The following is a 15,812-nucleotide window of genomic DNA, read 5'->3' on the forward strand; positions in this document are numbered from 1 at the left end:
CCTGCGGCTCGCCCCGCTGGCGCCTCCCGCCCCCTTCGCCTCGCCAGAAACGCCATCGCCGCCGCTGGACGCCGTCGTCGGGCGGCGGATCGACGGAGAGAGTTTCGCGTTCGGGCGCACTCGGCGCTTGAGCGTGCCGGTGCATTCGTCTATGGAACCGTCGGCGGACGTGCTATGCCATGCCGCTGACAAGGCCGTCTCAACCGCTTTGAAGAGTCCGTCAACTCCATGCTTTCCAAACTGCTTGGCGTATTGTCCGCCGACATGGCGATCGACCTCGGGACGGCCAACACCTTGGTGTATGTCAAGGGGCGAGGCATCGTGCTGAACGAGCCGTCCGTGGTGGCCATCGCCAACGTGCGCGGCAAGAAGCAGGTTCTCGCCGTTGGCGACGAAGCGAAGATGATGCTGGGCCGCACGCCGGGCAACATCCAGGCCATCCGCCCCCTGCGCGACGGCGTCATCGCCGATTTCGAGGTGGCGGAGGAAATGATCAAGCATTTCATCCGCAAGGTTCACAACCGCCGCAGCTTCGCCAGCCCGCAGGTCATCATCTGCGTGCCGTCGGGGTCCACCGCCGTTGAACGCCGCGCCATTCAGGAATCGGCGGAAGCCGCCGGCGCCCGCCGCGTCTTCCTCATCGAAGAGCCGATGGCCGCCGCGATCGGCGCCGGGCTGCCGGTGACGGAGCCGACCGGCTCGATGGTCGTCGACATCGGCGGCGGCACCACCGAAGTGGCCGTGCTGTCGCTGGGCGGCATCGTCTATTCGCGTTCGGTCCGCGTCGGCGGCGACAAGATGGACGAGGCCATCATCGGCTACATCCGCCGCACCCACAATCTGCTGGTCGGCGAAGGTTCGGCGGAGCGGATCAAGAAGGAAATCGGCTCGGCCTGCCCGCCGGAAGACGGCGAAGGCCGCATCCTGGAGATCAAGGGCCGCGACCTGATGAACGGCGTGCCCAAGGAACTCATCATCTCCGAACGGCAGATCGCCGAGTCGTTGGCGGAGCCGGTCTCCGCCATCGTCGAAGCGGTGAAGGTCGCGCTGGAGCACACGGCGCCGGAACTGGCCGCCGACATCGTCGACAAGGGCATCGTCCTGACCGGCGGCGGCGCGCTGCTTGGCAACCTCGATTTCGTGTTGCGCCACGCCACCGGCCTGCCGGTGTCCATCGCCGACGACCCGCTGTCCTGCGTCGCGCTTGGCACGGGCCGGGCGTTGGAAGAGATGAAGACCCTGCGAAACGTCTTGGTCAGCGCCTACTGATTGGTGTATGTCTCGAAGGCCTCCGGTTCTTTCGCCATAGGTAGGGTGTAAGAGCCGGAGACACCCCCGTATCTGGACGGGAATTTCCTGTGAAGCCTCGCTCCTCCGGCTCTGTCGTGCGTCTTGCCGCTCCGTTGCGGGCATTGGCGCACCGCTTTTCCTTTCTGCTCTTGGTCTTGGCGTCGATTGCCCTGATGATGGTGGGCAAGATCGAATCGCTGTCGGTGGACACCGCGCGGGCGCGCGTGACCGACGCCTTTTCGCCGATCCTCGACGCTATTTCCCGCCCCGCCGCCACCGCCGCCCGCGTTATCGAATCCGTGGTCGAGGTCGAAAACGCCTTTGATGAAAATCAGCGGTTGAAGGCGGAGAACGCGCGTCTGCTGCAATGGAAGCAAGCGGCGCTGCGGCTGGAATCGGAAAACGCCAGCCTGCGCACCCTGCTGCGCGTCACGCCGGAACCGTCGGTCAATTTCATCACCGCCCGCGTCATCGCCACCCCCGGCAGCTCCTTCGTCCGCACCCTGGTGGTGACGGCGGGGCGACGCGACGGAGTGAAGAAGGGACAAGCCGCCTTGGCCGGGGCCGGTCTGATTGGTCGGGTGATTGAGGTGGGCGAATGGTCGTCGCGGGTTCTGCTGCTGACCGACATCAACGCCCGCGTTCCGGTGATTCTGGAAAGCTCCCGCCAACGCGCGGTGCTGGCCGGGGACAATTCCGATCAAGCCAGACTGCTCTATCTGCCGCCGGAATCGCCGGTGCAGGTGGGTGAGCGCGTCGTCACGTCGGGCCATGGCGGGCTGTTTCCCCCCGGTCTGGCGGTGGGCGTCGTGACCTCCGTCAGCGAGCGCGGCGGCGTCCGCGTGCTGCCCAACACCGATCTGTCGCGGGTTGAGCATCTGCGCCTGGTCGATTTCGGCCTGCCCGGCACGGAGTTCGACTCCTCGCCCGAATGGAAGTAAGGCGCGTGGGCGCGAAACCGATGGGCGCAAGCGTGTGGAGATGACCACAACCTTCTGGCAAAGGCTGGACAAGGCGGGGCGCAATCTTGCGCCCTTCGCCGTTACGGCGATGCTGGTGCTGGTCGGCATGATCCGCATCCCCGTCCCGGCCTACGCCCCCGTCGCCCCGAACTTGACGCTGATTTCCGTCTATTATTGGACGATCCACAGACCTGATCTGATGCGGCCGGGGGTGGCCTTTCTGATCGGGCTGTTGCAAGATCTGTTGATCGGCGGGCCGCTGGGCGTCAACGCTCTGATGCTGGTCGTCGCGCAATGGGCGGTGATGAATCAGCGCCGGGTGTTCCTGGCCAGCACCTTTGTTTTGCTGTGGATCGGCTTCGCCATGGTGATGATCGGCGCGGCCTTTCTGCAATGGCTGGCTTTTTCGGTGCTGAACGCCACCATCCTGCCGCTCAAACCGGCCCTGTTCCAAGGGCTGCTGACCGTGGCGATGTTCCCGGCGCTGGGATGGTTGCTGATCCGGGTTCACCGCGCCTTCCTCAACGGGTAACGGGGTTTCCCTCAGGGCTTTATGAGTTCCATTGACCGCGACACCGACCGATCCCGATTGCTGAGCCGCCGCGCCCTGGTGTTGGGCGGGTTGAAGCTGGCTGGCTTGTCCGCGCTGGTCGGACGGCTCTATTACCTTCAGGTGATTGAGTCGGCGCGCTACACCATGCTGGCCGAGGAAAACCGCATCAGCCTACGGCTGATCGCGCCGTCGCGCGGCACCATCATCGACCGTTTCGGCACGCCGCTGGCGATCAACCAGCAGAATTACCGCGTCGTCGTGGTGTCGGAGCGGACGCGCAACATTCAGGAAACGCTGGACAAGATTTCCCGCATCGTGCCGCTGACCGAGGGCGACCGCCGCCGGGTGCTGCGCGAGTTGCACCGCAAACGCCGCTTCGTCCCCGTCACCGTGCGCGAAAACCTGTCGTGGGAGCAGGTGGCGACCATCGAGATGAACACCCCCGATCTGCCGGGCGTGGCCATCGAGGTCGGCGAAATCCGCCATTACCCGCAGGCTGACTCGCTGGCCCACATCATGGGCTATGTCGGCGCGGTGTCTGAGGCCGAGTTGAGCGGCAACAGCGATCCCGTGCTGTCCCTGCCCGGCTTCCGCATCGGCAAGGCGGGCATCGAGAAGTTTCACGAAAAGGTCCTGCGCGGCACCGCCGGAACCAGCCAGTTGGAGGTGAACGCGGTTGGCCGCGTCATCCGCGAATTGTCGCGCGACGAAGGCCAATCGGGCCGCGAAATCCAACTGACCATCGACATGGGCATGCAGCGCTACGTCCAGCAACGTCTGGCGCAGGAGCAAAGCGCGTCCGCCGTGGTGATGGACATCCACACCGGCGGCATCTACGCGCTGTGCTCCCACCCCAGCTTCGATCCCAACCAATTCACCCTGGGCATCAACGCCGAGCTGTGGGAAGAACTGCTGTCCAACCCAGCGACTCCGCTGAACAACAAGGCGGTGGTCGGCCAATACCCGCCGGGTTCCACCTTCAAGATGATGGTGGCGCTGGCCGGGTTGGAATCGGGGGCGATCAGCAACCACCATTCCGTCTTCTGCCCCGGCTACATGGAGTTGGGCGACCACCGATTCCATTGCTGGAAAAAGGGCGGTCACGGCACCGTCGACATCGTCGGCGGCCTGCGCCATTCCTGCGACGTGTTCTTTTACGACGTGTCGCGCCGGGTCGGCGTGGACCGCATCGCCGAAATGGCCCGGCGTTTTGGCTTGGGCGACCGCACCGGGCTGGATTTGCCGCACGAGCGGCCCGGCGTGATCCCGTCCATCGCCTGGAAAAAGGCGACCTATGGCAAGGGCTGGGACATGGGCGAAACGCTGGTCGCCTCCATCGGCCAGGGCTATGTGCTGGCGACGCCGCTGCAATTGGCGGTGATGACCAGCCGCTTGGCCAACGGCGGTTACGCGGTGAAGCCGCATTTGACTCGGCAAATCAAATCGGTCAGCGGTGAACAGACCAGTTGGCCCAGCCTGGGGGTGAAAAAGGAGAATCTCGACCTTGTCCTGCGCGGCATGTATGAGGTTTCCAACGCCCCGAACGGCACCGCCTACAAATCCCGCATCGTCGAGGCCGGGTTCGAACTGGCGGGCAAAACCGGATCGGCCCAGGTCCGCCGCATCTCGATGGCCGAACGCAGCACCGGCGTGAAGAAGAACGAAGACATTCCGTGGCGCGAGCGCGACCACGCCCTGTTCGTCGCCTTCGCGCCCGTCCAGGCCCCACGCTACGCCTGCTGCGTCTTTGTCGAGCATGGCGGCGGCGGCTCCACCGTGGCGGCGCCCATCGCCCGCGACATCCTGCTGGAATGCCAGAAACGCGACCCAGGCCGCGCGTCGGTCGCTGAAAGCCCGCCAAACGGCGTCAAAGCCAGGCCGAGAGGGTAACTGCGTCAACCCTCTCGTCTGTCAACGCCGCGTCGTCGATTGTTTGACGGCGGAGTTGCCCCCATCGGCGAAGAGGGCCAATCCCGCCAGCGCCTAAAACAAACTCCCCTGCACCGGAACCGCGCGCGCCTTCTTGGCGTCCGGCTTCTTCTCCGCCTTGGCCTCGCCGCCATCCACCGTGGCGTCAACGCGGCTGTCGTCGCCAAAGCGCAGAGTCACCGCCAGACCGGGGCTTGTCTGGCTGGCCGAGGTGATCGGTTTGCCGTCGCGGTCCTCCACCAGGGCGAAGCCGCGCGCCAGCACGCTTTTGTGGCTGTAGCTCTCCAGCAATTGGCCCAGCGCGTCGAGCTTCGCGCCGCGTTCGGCGACGATCTTGCCGAAGGCGCGCTCCAGCCGGGGCGACAGATCGGCCAGACGGCGGGCGCCGTCGTCCAGACGGTGGCGGGCCGGGGTCAGCGACAGCCGACCGGCGACGCGCTGATAACGGCTTTCCGCCATCGTCACCGCGTGGCGCAGCGCGCCATCCAGGGCGCGGGCCTCTCCGGCCAGCTTTTGCCCGGCTTGCGCCAACTGGTCGCGCGGGTGGCGCAGGCTCGCCGCCAATTCGCCGACCCGCGTCCGCCGCCGCTCGACCAGCGCCGCCGCCGCCAAAGTCAGTCGCTCCGCCCGGTCGTCCAGCCGTTGGGCGTGGCCCTCCAGCAGGGCGCGGGGATCGCCCAGGCCGCGCGCCAGCCCTTCCACCCGGTTGCGCCGTTCGGCCAGCAGACGCCCGGCGCTGGCCAGCAGGCGGCGTTCGTCGTCCAGAACCTGCGCCAGCAGTTCGCCGCGCACCGGCACCGCCATTTCGGCGGCGGCGGTCGGGGTGGGGGCGCGGCGGTCGGACGCGTGGTCGATCAGCGTGGTGTCGGTTTCGTGGCCGACGGCGGAAATCAGCGGAATGGCGCTGGCCGCCGTCGCGCGGACGACGTTTTCCTCGTTGAAGGCCATCAGATCTTCCAGCGACCCGCCGCCGCGCGCGACGATCAGCAGATCGGGGCGCGGCACCGGGCCGCCGGGCTGGATGCGGTTGAAGCCCTGGATCGCCGCCGTCACCTCCGCCGCCGCCCGCTCGCCCTGAACGGCGACCGGCCAAATCAGGACATGGCGGGGGAAACGGTCGCTCAGACGGTGCAGGATGTCGCGGATCACCGCCCCGGTGGGCGAGGTGATGACGCCGATCACGTCGGGCAGGAAGGGAATCGGTTTCTTGCGCGACGGCTCGAACAGCCCTTCGGCGGCCAGACGGCGCTTGCGCTCCTCCAGCATTTTCAGCAGGGCGCCTTCGCCCGCCAGCTCCATCGATTCGATGATGAGCTGATATTGCGAGCGGCCCGGATAGGTGGTCATCCGCCCGGTGACGATGACCTCCAACCCCTCCTCCGGCTTGATCGCCAGCTTGGACATGGTGCCGCGCCAGCACACCGCCTCGATCACCGCCGTGTCGTCTTTCAGACGCAGATAGCAATGGCCGGAGCTGTGTTTCTTCGGTTGGGAGATCTCGCCGCGCACGCGGACGAAGCCGAACTCCTCCTCGATGCTGCGCTTCAGGCGGCGGGCGAGATCGCCGACCGTGAATTCCGGCAGGTTGGATCCGGGGCGCGGCTCGGGCGCGATGAGCGGCAGGGCGGGCGGCGGGGCGGCATCAAAATCTTGAGTCATGGCGTCGGCATGATACAAGGCGCGCTGTCGGCAACAAGCGCAGAAGGGGCGTTGCGTCATGAAAGTCCTCGTCGTCGGTTCGGGTGGGCGCGAGCACTCCCTGTGCTGGGCCATCGCCAAGTCGCCGCTGTGCGACGCGCTCTATTGCGCGCCGGGCAACGCCGGGATCGCCGACGTCGCGACCCTGGTCGCCATCGGGGCGGAGGATGTGGACGCGCTGGTCCGCTTCGCCCAGGACAACGCCATCGACTTCGTCGTCGTCGGCCCGGAAGGCCCGCTGGTGCTGGGTCTGGTCGACAAGCTGAACGCCATCGGGATCAAGGCCTTCGGCCCCAGCGCCGCCGCCGCCGCCCTGGAAGGCTCCAAGGGCTTCATGAAGGACATTCTGGCCAAATACGGCGTGCCGACCGCCTTTTATGGTCGCTTCACCGACGCGGACGCCGCCAAGGCCTATGTCCGCCAGCATGGCGCGCCCATCGTGGTCAAGGCCGACGGTCTGGCGGCGGGCAAGGGCGTGACCGTCGCCCGCACGGCGGAGGAGGCCTTCGCCGCGATTGACGAGGCGTTGATCGACGGGCGTTTCGGCGCGGCGGGCGCCGAAGTGGTGGTGGAAGAGTTCCTGGACGGCGAGGAGGTCAGCTTCTTCGCGCTGTGCGACGGCGAAAACGCGCTGCCGATGGCCTCGGCCCAGGACCACAAGGCGGTGGGCGACGGCGACACCGGCCCCAACACCGGCGGCATGGGCGCCTATTCCCCGGCCCCGGCGCTGACGCCCGACCTTCAGGACCGCGTGATGCGCGAAATCGTCGTGCCGACGGTCAAGGGCATGGCGGCGGAAGGCCGTCCCTTCAAGGGCGTGCTGTTCGCCGGTTTGATGATCGTGCAGACGCCGGACGGCCCGACGCCGAAGACGCTGGAGTTCAACGTCCGCTTCGGCGACCCGGAATGCCAGACGCTGATGGCCCGGCTGGAGTCCGACGCGCTGGCCGCCCTGGTCGCCGCCGCCGACGGGGCGCTGGACCGCATCGATCTGCGTTGGGCCGAGCAGACCGCGCTGTGCGTTGTGATGGCGGCGCAGGGCTATCCCGGCGATTACCTGAAAAACACCGAAATCAAGGGGCTGGACGCCGCCAACGCGGTGGAGTCGGTGACGGTCTTCCACGCCGGCACCAAGCGCGCCGAAGATGGCCGCGTGCTGTCCGTCGGCGGGCGCGTGCTGGGCGTCACCGCCCTGGCGCCGACCGTGGCGCAGGCGCAGGCGGCGGCCTATCGCGGCGTGGACGCCCTGGACTGGCCGGGCGGCTTCTGCCGCCGCGACATCGGTTGGCGCGCGGTGGGGCGGTAAGGGTGGCGCGATAAGGCTGGCCCGTCTCGTCGCCGCCCCGCTGTCAAACCCCCGCCGCTTGGGCTATTCTGGACGCGTCTTCGCAACGGAGAGGGTCGAGCGCCGTCATGGACACCGCCCCGCAAACCCGCGCGGCTGTGGCCGCCTTCCGCAGCGGCGCCGAACGTCTGTTCGGCCCGCGTCTGCAAGCGGTTTTGCTGTTCGGATCACGGGCGCGCGACGATTATCGCGAGGATTCCGACCTTGATCTGGCGGTGGTGCTGACCGACCGGCCCGACGATCCGTTGGGCGAGGCCGACCGCATCATGGACGCCGTGTTCGTGCCGACCATGGAGGCCGGACGGGTCGTCCAACCGCTGGTCCTGTCGGTCGAGGATCTGCGCCATTCGCAGCACCCCCTGATCCGCGACCTGCGCGCCCACGGGATCCCGGTGTGACGACGACGCCCGTGCAGCGCCTGGAGCGGGCGGAGGAAGCCTTGCGGGCGGCCCGCCATCTGCTGGACGGCGGCTTTGAGCGGGATTGCGTGAACCGTGCGCATCTGGCGATGGAGTTGGGCGCGCTCGCCATGCTCGCCACCAAGGGGCTGATGTCGAAATCGCACACCGGCGTGCAAACGCTGTTTTACGACCACATCGCCAAACCCGGCCTGCTGCCGATGGAGCACGCCCAAGCTCTGGCGGCGGCGTTGCGCGACCGGCTGGTGACGGATTACGAGCAACCGGCGGCGGACATCACGAGGCAGCGCGCCGAAAGGCATCTGGCCAGCGCCGCGCGTTTTTTGGACGCGGCGCGCGTGGCCCTCACCGCCGCTCTTTGAAAAAATCCCGCAGCAGCGCGCCCGCGCGCGTCTCGTCAATGCCGCCATACACGTCCGGCGCGTGGTGGCAGGTGGGTTGCCCGAAGAAGCGGGGGCCGTGGTCCACCGCGCCCCCCTTGGGGTCGTAGGCGCCGAAATACACCCGGCGGATGCGGGCGAAGCTGATGGCGGCGGCGCAGAGCGCGCAGGGTTCCAGCGTCACATACAGGTCGCAGCCGGGCAGGCGCGGCTGACCAACGGCGGCGCAGGCGGCGCGGATCGCCAGGACTTCGGCGTGGGCGGTGGGGTCGAAGAGTTCTTCGGTTCGGTTGCCCGCGCGGGCCAGCACGGCGTTGGTCGCCGGATCGACGATCACCGCGCCGACCGGCACCTCGCCCCGGCGGGCGGCGGCCTCGGCGTCGGCGAAGGCAAGCTCCATGAAGGACGGGCGGTTGGGGATCAGCGGCATGGCGCGGGCAGCCTGCCCAGCGGATTCCCCGCCCGTCAACCCGATTCCGGCGCAAAAGCGGGGGAAAGGGCCGGGACTCGTGTTGCGGGCCGGACAATCTGGCCCTATGGTCCGGCTTATGGATATGTCCGATACTGACCTGAACGCCGCCTCCTCCGCTGAGGGCGGCGAACGAATCGCCAAACGTCTGGCGCGCGCCGGCCTGTGCTCGCGCCGCGACGCCGAACGCTGGATCGCCGAAGGGCGCGTGGCCGTCAACAACCAGACGCTGGCCACCCCCGCTTGCGTGGTCCGCCCCGGCGACATCGTGCAGGTCGACGGCAAGGTGATCCCCGAACCGGAACCCGCCCGGCTCTGGCGCTATTACAAGCCCTCGGGCCTTGTGACCTCGGCCCGCGACGAGAAGGGCCGGGAAACCGTCTTCGACCGTCTGCCGCCGGAATTGCCGCGCGTGGTCTCCATCGGTCGGCTCGACCTGACCACCGAAGGGCTGCTGCTGCTGACCAACGATGGCGAGCTGGCCCGCTTTCTGGAGCTGCCCGCCACCGGCTGGACCCGCCGTTACCGCGTGCGCGTGTTCGGCGAGGTGGACGAGATCAAGCTGGCCGCTCTGGCCAAGGGTCCGACCATCGACGGCGTCAAATACGGCCCGATTGAGGCCGTGCTCGACCGCATCCAGGGCCGCAACGCCTGGCTGACCGTCGCCCTGAAGGAAGGCAAGAACCGCGAGATCCGCAAGGTGATGGAGGCAATGGGGCTGGTCGTCAACCGGCTGATTCGCGTCGCCTACGGCCCCTTCCAACTCGGCAAGCTGGAGGAAAGCGGCGTCGAGGAGGTGCCGAAGCGCATCGTCCGCGAACAGATCGCCAATTACTTCACCGGCGATTCGGTGGTGGGCGAAGGCGAGTCGAACACCAAGCTGCGCGCCAAGGCCCGCGCTGAGGCCAGCGCCACCGTCAAGGCCGCCCCGCCGCCAATCACCGAAACCCGCAGCCGCAGCGGCGCCCGCGTCGAGGTCGCCCGCAAGTCGGACACTCCGCAGGCCGCCCCGCTGCGCGCGCCCCGTTCGGCGACCAAGCGGTTGGAAGCGCAAGCCGCCTGGACCGGCGACGACGCCAAGCCCGCCGCCCGCCGCGCCGATGGCAAGCCGAGCCTGGGCAAGCCGAGCTTCAAACCGACCTTCAAGCGCGGCGAGGACGCGGGCGACCGCCCCGAACGCCCGGCGCGGGGCCGCACCCTGTCGTTGGACGACGCCAATTCGGGGGCCAATCCTGGGGCGAAGCCGACCCGCAGCGGCGGCAAGCCCGAACACCGCGCCGATCATCACCATGGCGCCGAAACCCGCGACTCAGCGGACGCCCGTCCGCGCAAGCCCTATGGCCCGAAGGCCGAAAGCGGCAAGCCGGAGGGTGGCAAACCGGCCCGCCCGCGTTTTGACGGCGCGAAGCCCGACGCCCGCGCCGATCATCGGGGCAGCGAATCCCGCGACACGACAGACGCCCGTCCGCGCAAGCCCTATGGCCCGAAGACCGACGGCGGCAAGCCGGAGGGTGGCAAACCGGCCCGTACGCGTTTTGACGGCGCGAAGCCTGACGCCCGCGCCGATCATCGGGGCAGCGAATCGCGCGACGCGACGGGCGCCCGCCCGCGCAAGCCCTATGGCCCGAAAGCCGACGGCGGCAAGCCGGAGGGCGGCAAACCAGCCCGTCCGCGTTTTGACGGCGCGAAGCCCGACGCCCGCGCTGATCGCCCGAAATCGGATCGTCCAAAATCGGCTGGCCCGAAAGCGGAACGTTCGCAGTCGGAGCGCCCCAAATCAGACCGTTCCCAATCGGACCGTCCTAAGTCCGGCGGCCCGAGGCCGGAGCGCAAGGAGGGCGGCAAGCCCTTCGCCGCCAAATCCGCCGCGCCCCATTCGGGGGCCAAGCCGTCTCCGAAGCCGACGGCCAAGCCCGCCGAGGCTGGCGCGCCCGCCGGTGTGAAGAAGCGCGATGGCCGCACTGACCGCCAGCGCGTGGAACGCCCGCGCAAGGACGCCGCCAACAAGGCTGGCCCACGCAAGGAAGGCCCCGGTGCGGATCGTCGGCGGTAAGCATCGCGGTCGCCGACTGGCCGCGCCCGAAGGCCGGGACACCCGCCCCACCACCGACCGCACGCGCGAGGCGATCTTCAACATCCTCGCCCACTCCGATTGGGCGCCGGAGATTGAGGGCGTGGTCGCCGCCGACGTGTTTTGCGGCACCGGCGCGCTGGGGCTGGAAGCCCTGTCGCGCGGCGCCGCACGGTGCAGCTTCCTCGACAGCGGCAAAGCGGCGCTGACCACCCTGCGGTCCAACATCGCCACGCTGGGCGAGGAGGACGCCGCCACCGTCCTGCGCGCCGACGCCACCCGCCCGCCCCCGGCCAGCGCCCCTTGCGGCCTGCTGTTCCTCGACCCGCCCTACGCCCAGGGCTTGGCCCCGCTGGCGCTGGCGGGACTGACCCGCAACGGCTGGCTGGCCGACGGCGCCGTGGCCGTCGTCGAGGTCGGCGACCGCGACCCCCTGCCCCCGCCCCCCGGCTTCACCGCGCTGGACGAACGCCGCTACGGCGACACGCGGGTCGCGTTCCTGCGCTTCGCGGCGGGGTGAGGAGCGGTTTCGCCAAAGGCCGTTGAAGAACCAATGAGGATGCGGAATGCCGACCTTTTATGAGTTCTTTGCGGGCGGCGGCATGGCGCGCGCGGGGCTGAGCGACGGGTGGCGTTGCGCCTTCGCCAACGACTTTGATGAGACGAAGGCCGCCGCCTATCGGCGGAACTGGGGCGACGGCGACCTTCTGGTGAGGGACGTCAATCGGTTGAGCGCCGCCGACCTGCCCGGCTGCGCCGATTTGTCCTGGGCCTCCTTCCCCTGCCAGGATCTGTCTTTGGCGGGGAATTACGAAGGAATCGGTCATTGGGCGTCGAAGGAACAGACCCGCTCGGGAACCTTCTGGCCGTTCTGGCGGCTGATGCGGCGGTTGGGCGATGAGGGCCGGGCGCCGCGTTTGATCGCGCTTGAAAATGTGTATGGCGCGCTGACGTCCAATGGCGGGCGCGATTTCGCCGCGATTGCGGCGGCTTTTTCAGGCGCGGGCTATCAGTTTGGCGCGATGGTGATTGACGCCAGCCTTTTCCTGCCACATTCCCGCCCACGTCTGTTCGTGTTGGGAGTGCGCAGTGATCTGACCGTGCCAGCCGCTTTGCAATCGGATGGCGCTCTGCCCGCATGGCATCCCAAGGCGTTGTTGTCCGCGATTGAACCACTGTCCTCCGAGGCCAAGCGAAAATGGATTTGGTGGAAACTGCGGGAACCGCCCCAACGCACAAGCCAACTTGCCGACCTCATCGAGGATCATCCGACTGGCGTCGCGTGGCATTCCCCAGCGGAGACGGCGACCCTTTTGACCCTGATGAACGAACGGCACCGCGCCAAACTTGACGAGGCGCGAACGGTCGGACGGCGGGTCGTGGGAAGCGTCTACAAGAGAACGCGCGTCGAAAATGGGGTGAAAGCGCAGCGGGCGGAGGTGCGGTTTGACGGCGTCGCCGGGTGCTTGCGGACCCCGGCCGGGGGATCGTCGCGCCAGACCATCATCGTCGTCGATGGCCCGCTGGTGCGCTCCCGCTTGCTGTCGCCGCGCGAGGCCGCCCGGTTGATGGGCCTGCCGGACGGCTATCAACTGCCCTCCGGCTACAACGACGCCTATCATCTGGCGGGGGACGGCGTCGCGGTTCCGGTGGTTCGTTATCTTGCCGAGACCCTGTTCGAGCCGATCCTCGCCGCCAACGCGCCGTCCGCCTCCCGTCAGGCGGCGGAATGACCCAATCGCCCGCGATGGCGCGGCAACGCTGACGGCAGGGGCGCCGATGATGGAGACGACGCCGAACATTGACCCGGAGCGATCCCGCGTCATGCGGGCGGTGAAGAGCGCCAACACCACGCCGGAAAAAATCATCCGGCGCGCCTTGTGGGCCGCCGGTTTGCGGTATCGCCTGCATGACAAGCGGCTTCCCGGCACGCCCGACGTCCTGTTCCCCAGCCGGAAGATCGCCCTGTTCGTTCATGGTTGCTTCTGGCACGGCCATGACGGATGCCCGCGCTACCGCGTTCCCAAAACCCGGCGGGAGTATTGGGAGGCCAAAATCGCCCGCAACCGCCAGCGCGACGCGAACGCCCGCGCCGCGTTGGAGGCGATGGGCTGGACGGTTCTGGTGGTGTGGGAATGCGAAACAAAGAACGCCGACCAGCGGGCTGCGCTGGTGGCGACGGTCCAAAACACGGCGCGGCGGCGCTGAGACGCCGCCGCGCCTGCCCTCACGCCGCCCCGGCAAAGCTCCAGCGCAGGGTTTCGCCGCTGCGGAAGGGCAGCACGGCGTCGCCCTCGCTGACCAGGATCACGTCGGGAACCACGGTCGGGCGGCGTTCCAGAACCACGCGCTCCTCGTTCGGCGGCAGGCCGTAGAAACGCGGGCCGTTCAGGCTGGCGAAGGCTTCCAACCTGTCGAGCGCACCCGCGTCCTCGAACGCTTCGGCGTAGAGTTCCAGCGCGTTGGCGGCTGTGAAGCAACCGGCGCAGCCGCAAGCGGCTTCCTTGGCCGTCACCGTGTGGGGGGCGGTGTCGGTGCCCAGGAAGAAGGGCGCTTCGCCGGAGGTCGCGGCCCCGACCAGCGCGAGGCGGTGGGATTCGCGCTTGGCGATGGGCAGGCAATAGAGGTGTGGGCGGATGCCGCCCTGGAAGATATGGCTGCGGTTGATGAGCAAATGATGCGCCGTGATGGTCGCGCCGATCCGCCCGCTGGCGGCGTGGGCGCGGACGAAGGCCACGGCGTCGGCGGTGGTCACATGCTCCAGCACCACGCGCAGGCTGGGGTGACGGTCGAGCAGCGGGGCCAGGGTGGAGTCGATGAACACCGCCTCGCGGTCGAAGATGTCCACGCTCTGGTCGGTGACTTCGCCATGGATCAACAGCGGCATGCCGATGTCGGCCATCCGCTCCAGCACCGGGGTGATGCGGTCGATGCTGGTGACGCCATGGGCGCTGTTGGTGGTGGCGTTGGCCGGGTAGAGCTTGGCGGCGGCGAACACTCCCTCCTCAAACCCGCGCGCCAGATCCTCGGCGTCGGTTCCGTCGGTCAGATAGGCGGTCATCAGCGGCGTGAAGGCCACGCCGTCGGGCAGCGCCGCGCGGATGCGGTCGCGGTAGGCGGCGGCGTCCGCCGCGTGGGTGGCGGGCGGCTTCAGGTTCGGCATGACGATGGCGCGACCGAACTGGCGGGCGGTGAAGGGCAGAACCGCCTTCAGCATCGCCCCGTCACGCAGATGGACATGCCAGTCGTCGGGACGGCGGATCACAAGTCGGTCGAGGGTCATGGCGGTTCCCGGCGCTGGCGTTGGGGCGAAAACAGGGCGTTGGATGACGTTCTATCGCCATCGCGGCCCCGGCTCAACGCTTGCGGGGAAAAAGGATCGGGTCTCTGGGTTCCCCTCTGGGGATCGGCGCGGTCCTGGCCCTCCTGCCGGCGTGGGAGGGTCGGAACGGGGGCCGCCCGTCAGGCAGGCCGCTTTACGGCTGGCGAGCGGTCACTTGACGCCGAGGATGGCGTCGATCTTGGCGGCCTGTTCGGGCGTCACCGGCTTGCCGCCGATGGCGGCGAGTTGCTGGCGGGCCTCGGTCACGGCCTTGGTCTTGGCGGCGGGGTCGGTCAGGGCGGTCGCCGCTTGGATGTCGCTGTGATATTTGGTCAATTGGCTGGTCAGCGCGTCCGACGGCTTGGCCCCCAACTCCTTGGCGACAGCCTCGATTTGGGTCTTGCTGATCTCGACGGCTTTGGCGGTCGAAGCGATCTGGACGGCGGTTGATTTGGCCGGGGCGGACGCCGAGGTCTGGGCCGCACCCTGGGGCGCCGGGGCCGGATCGACCGTGGCCGCCGAGGCAGACCCAACCGCCAAACCCGCCGTCAACAAACCGGCGACGGCCAGGGTCGAGATCGAGGAACGAACACGCGCGCCAAAAACGGTAACGGACATTTGGTTGTCTCCGTGTGAAACGCTGAACGGCGTTGAATGGTCAGGATTGCGGTGTTGCAAGCGGAGCGGTCACTTGACGCCGAGGATGGCGTCGATCTTGGCGGCCTGTTCGGGCGTCACCGGCTTGCCGCCGATGGCGGCGAGTTGCTGGCGGGCCTCGGTCACGGCCTTGGTCTTGGCGGCGGGGTCGGTCAGGGCGGTCGCCGCCTGAATGTCGCTGTGATATTTGGTCAACTGGCCGGTCAGCGCGTCCGACGGCTTGGCGCCCAACTCCTTGGCGACGGCCTCGATTTGGGTCTTGCTGATCTCGACAGCCTTGGCGGTCGAGGCGATCTGGACGGCGGCGGGCTTGGCCGGGGCCTGGATTGAGGTCTGGGTCGCGCCCGGCGCGGCCTGGATCGGGGTCGATTTCAGAACCGGCGCGGCGGTCGGGTTGATGGCGGTCGGCGCGGCGCTGGGGGCGGTCGCCGTCGGCTCAACCAGAGCCGCCGAGGCCGACCCGGCGGCCAGACCCGCCGCCAACACACCAGCGAACGCCAAGGTGGAAACAGACGAACGAACAAACGCGCCAAAGACGGTGCCAGACATGTGTGTTCTCCTGTTGGAAGAGCGATCCGCGCTGTTGGGATCGTGCTTAGGTGAACGTCGGCGCCACGATTTTCCTTCCACGCTTTTTCCAAAAAAATCGGGCCGCTCGAAAAATTTCCCCGCGCAGGTGACGGCGCGGGCGAAAGGGTCTAGAAAATGCCCAGTTTT

General features: G+C 68.1%; 16 protein-coding genes. 11 read left to right on the top strand and 5 right to left on the bottom strand.

Features of this window, described 5'->3' with window-relative positions; all coding sequences use genetic code 11:
• Positions 1–228: 228 nt before the first annotated feature.
• The 4 genes from D3877_RS10960 to mrdA all read left to right on the top strand — a co-directional run bounded on the left by D3877_RS10960 (position 229) and on the right by mrdA (position 4,695).
• A complete protein-coding gene (locus D3877_RS10960; RefSeq protein ID WP_014240000.1) occupies positions 229–1,269 on the top strand; it encodes a rod shape-determining protein in 1,041 nt (346 codons plus the stop codon).
• A gap of 89 nt (positions 1,270–1,358) precedes the next feature.
• Complete coding sequence (mreC, locus tag D3877_RS10965) at positions 1,359–2,231, top strand: rod shape-determining protein MreC (RefSeq protein WP_119830606.1); 873 nt, start codon at positions 1,359–1,361, stop codon at positions 2,229–2,231.
• 40 nt (positions 2,232–2,271) lie between these two features.
• Positions 2,272–2,784, top strand: coding sequence for a rod shape-determining protein MreD (gene mreD, locus D3877_RS10970; RefSeq protein WP_119830607.1), 513 nt, complete (start codon positions 2,272–2,274; stop codon positions 2,782–2,784).
• Positions 2,785–2,805: 21 nt separating this feature from the next.
• Positions 2,806–4,695, top strand: coding sequence for a penicillin-binding protein 2 (gene mrdA, locus D3877_RS10975; protein WP_199720742.1), 1,890 nt, complete (start codon positions 2,806–2,808; stop codon positions 4,693–4,695).
• 93 nt (positions 4,696–4,788) lie between these two features.
• Here the strand turns inward: mrdA and xseA are convergent, their stop codons facing one another.
• Positions 4,789–6,393: an exodeoxyribonuclease VII large subunit gene (gene xseA, locus D3877_RS10980; RefSeq protein ID WP_238474826.1), complete on the bottom strand. Its 1,605-nt coding sequence runs from the start codon at positions 6,391–6,393 to the stop codon at positions 4,789–4,791.
• A gap of 58 nt (positions 6,394–6,451) precedes the next feature.
• Between xseA and purD the strand changes: the two genes are divergently transcribed.
• The 3 genes from purD to D3877_RS10995 all read left to right on the top strand — a co-directional run bounded on the left by purD (position 6,452) and on the right by D3877_RS10995 (position 8,558).
• Positions 6,452–7,738, top strand: a complete 1,287-nt coding sequence (purD, locus tag D3877_RS10985) for a phosphoribosylamine--glycine ligase (protein WP_119830925.1) — start codon at positions 6,452–6,454, stop codon at positions 7,736–7,738.
• A gap of 107 nt (positions 7,739–7,845) precedes the next feature.
• Positions 7,846–8,175, top strand: coding sequence for a nucleotidyltransferase domain-containing protein (locus D3877_RS10990; RefSeq protein WP_119830609.1), 330 nt, complete (start codon positions 7,846–7,848; stop codon positions 8,173–8,175).
• Positions 8,172–8,558: a HEPN domain-containing protein gene (locus D3877_RS10995; RefSeq protein WP_119830610.1), complete on the top strand. Its 387-nt coding sequence runs from the start codon at positions 8,172–8,174 to the stop codon at positions 8,556–8,558. Before D3877_RS10990 ends, D3877_RS10995 begins: the two co-directional genes overlap by 4 nt.
• Here D3877_RS10995 and D3877_RS11000 read toward each other — a convergent pair.
• Entirely contained in the window at positions 8,542–8,976 is a 435-nt protein-coding gene (locus D3877_RS11000) for a nucleoside deaminase (protein WP_119830926.1), read from the bottom strand. The genes D3877_RS10995 and D3877_RS11000 overlap by 17 nt on opposite strands.
• A gap of 154 nt (positions 8,977–9,130) precedes the next feature.
• On the opposite strand from D3877_RS11000, the gene D3877_RS30940 reads away from it, so the two are divergent.
• The 4 genes from D3877_RS30940 to D3877_RS11020 are packed head-to-tail and all read left to right on the top strand — an operon-like array spanning position 9,131 to position 13,324.
• Positions 9,131–11,098 carry a pseudouridine synthase gene (locus D3877_RS30940; protein ID WP_338014590.1) on the top strand — a complete coding sequence of 656 codons (1,968 nt, stop codon included), beginning with the start codon at positions 9,131–9,133 and terminating at the stop codon, positions 11,096–11,098.
• Entirely contained in the window at positions 11,079–11,636 is a 558-nt protein-coding gene (gene rsmD, locus D3877_RS11010; RefSeq protein ID WP_238474827.1) for a 16S rRNA (guanine(966)-N(2))-methyltransferase RsmD, read from the top strand. The genes D3877_RS30940 and rsmD overlap by 20 nt, the downstream gene beginning before the upstream one ends.
• A gap of 46 nt (positions 11,637–11,682) precedes the next feature.
• Positions 11,683–12,849 (top strand): DNA cytosine methyltransferase, encoded by a 1,167-nt coding sequence (locus D3877_RS11015; protein WP_119830613.1) that lies wholly within the window; start codon positions 11,683–11,685, stop codon positions 12,847–12,849.
• A gap of 46 nt (positions 12,850–12,895) precedes the next feature.
• Positions 12,896–13,324 (top strand): very short patch repair endonuclease, encoded by a 429-nt coding sequence (locus D3877_RS11020; protein WP_238474828.1) that lies wholly within the window; start codon positions 12,896–12,898, stop codon positions 13,322–13,324.
• Between the two features lie 19 nt (positions 13,325–13,343).
• On the opposite strand, the gene pyrC is transcribed toward D3877_RS11020, so the two are convergent.
• The 3 genes from pyrC to D3877_RS11035 form a co-directional block, all read right to left on the bottom strand.
• The gene (gene pyrC / locus D3877_RS11025) at positions 13,344–14,399 is read right to left on the bottom strand and encodes a dihydroorotase (protein ID WP_119830614.1); all 1,056 of its coding nucleotides are present in this window, start codon (positions 14,397–14,399) and stop codon (positions 13,344–13,346) included.
• A 210-nt stretch (positions 14,400–14,609) separates the two neighbouring features.
• Positions 14,610–15,056 carry a hypothetical protein gene (locus D3877_RS11030; protein ID WP_119830615.1) on the bottom strand — a complete coding sequence of 149 codons (447 nt, stop codon included), beginning with the start codon at positions 15,054–15,056 and terminating at the stop codon, positions 14,610–14,612.
• 69 nt (positions 15,057–15,125) lie between these two features.
• The gene (locus D3877_RS11035; RefSeq protein ID WP_119830616.1) at positions 15,126–15,644 is read right to left on the bottom strand and encodes a hypothetical protein; all 519 of its coding nucleotides are present in this window, start codon (positions 15,642–15,644) and stop codon (positions 15,126–15,128) included.
• Between the last annotated feature and the right edge of the window lie 168 nt (positions 15,645–15,812).

Origin of the sequence: Azospirillum cavernae, assembly GCF_003590795.1 — a bacterium.
GTDB classification, from domain to species: Bacteria; Pseudomonadota; Alphaproteobacteria; order Azospirillales; family Azospirillaceae; genus Azospirillum; species Azospirillum cavernae.

What these genes read in the sequence shown, in the direction of transcription:
- D3877_RS11015 (WP_119830613.1), top strand. Translation starts at nt 11,683, where the DNA reads ATGCCGACCTTTTATGAGTTCTTTGCGGGCGGCGGCATGGCGCGCGCG.
- mrdA (WP_199720742.1), top strand. Translation starts at nt 2,806, where the DNA reads ATGAGTTCCATTGACCGCGACACCGACCGATCCCGATTGCTGAGCCGC.
- D3877_RS11020 (WP_238474828.1), top strand. Translation starts at nt 12,896, where the DNA reads ATGATGGAGACGACGCCGAACATTGACCCGGAGCGATCCCGCGTCATG.
- D3877_RS11035 (WP_119830616.1), bottom strand. Translation starts at nt 15,644, where the DNA reads ATGTCTGGCACCGTCTTTGGCGCGTTTGTTCGTTCGTCTGTTTCCACC.
- D3877_RS10990 (WP_119830609.1), top strand. Translation starts at nt 7,846, where the DNA reads ATGGACACCGCCCCGCAAACCCGCGCGGCTGTGGCCGCCTTCCGCAGC.
- D3877_RS11030 (WP_119830615.1), bottom strand. Translation starts at nt 15,056, where the DNA reads ATGTCCGTTACCGTTTTTGGCGCGCGTGTTCGTTCCTCGATCTCGACC.
- purD (WP_119830925.1), top strand. Translation starts at nt 6,452, where the DNA reads ATGAAAGTCCTCGTCGTCGGTTCGGGTGGGCGCGAGCACTCCCTGTGC.
- pyrC (WP_119830614.1), bottom strand. Translation starts at nt 14,399, where the DNA reads ATGACCCTCGACCGACTTGTGATCCGCCGTCCCGACGACTGGCATGTC.
- D3877_RS30940 (WP_338014590.1), top strand. Translation starts at nt 9,131, where the DNA reads ATGTCCGATACTGACCTGAACGCCGCCTCCTCCGCTGAGGGCGGCGAA.
- D3877_RS11000 (WP_119830926.1), bottom strand. Translation starts at nt 8,976, where the DNA reads ATGGAGCTTGCCTTCGCCGACGCCGAGGCCGCCGCCCGCCGGGGCGAG.
- mreD (WP_119830607.1), top strand. Translation starts at nt 2,272, where the DNA reads ATGACCACAACCTTCTGGCAAAGGCTGGACAAGGCGGGGCGCAATCTT.
- xseA (WP_238474826.1), bottom strand. Translation starts at nt 6,393, where the DNA reads ATGACTCAAGATTTTGATGCCGCCCCGCCGCCCGCCCTGCCGCTCATC.
- D3877_RS10960 (WP_014240000.1), top strand. Translation starts at nt 229, where the DNA reads ATGCTTTCCAAACTGCTTGGCGTATTGTCCGCCGACATGGCGATCGAC.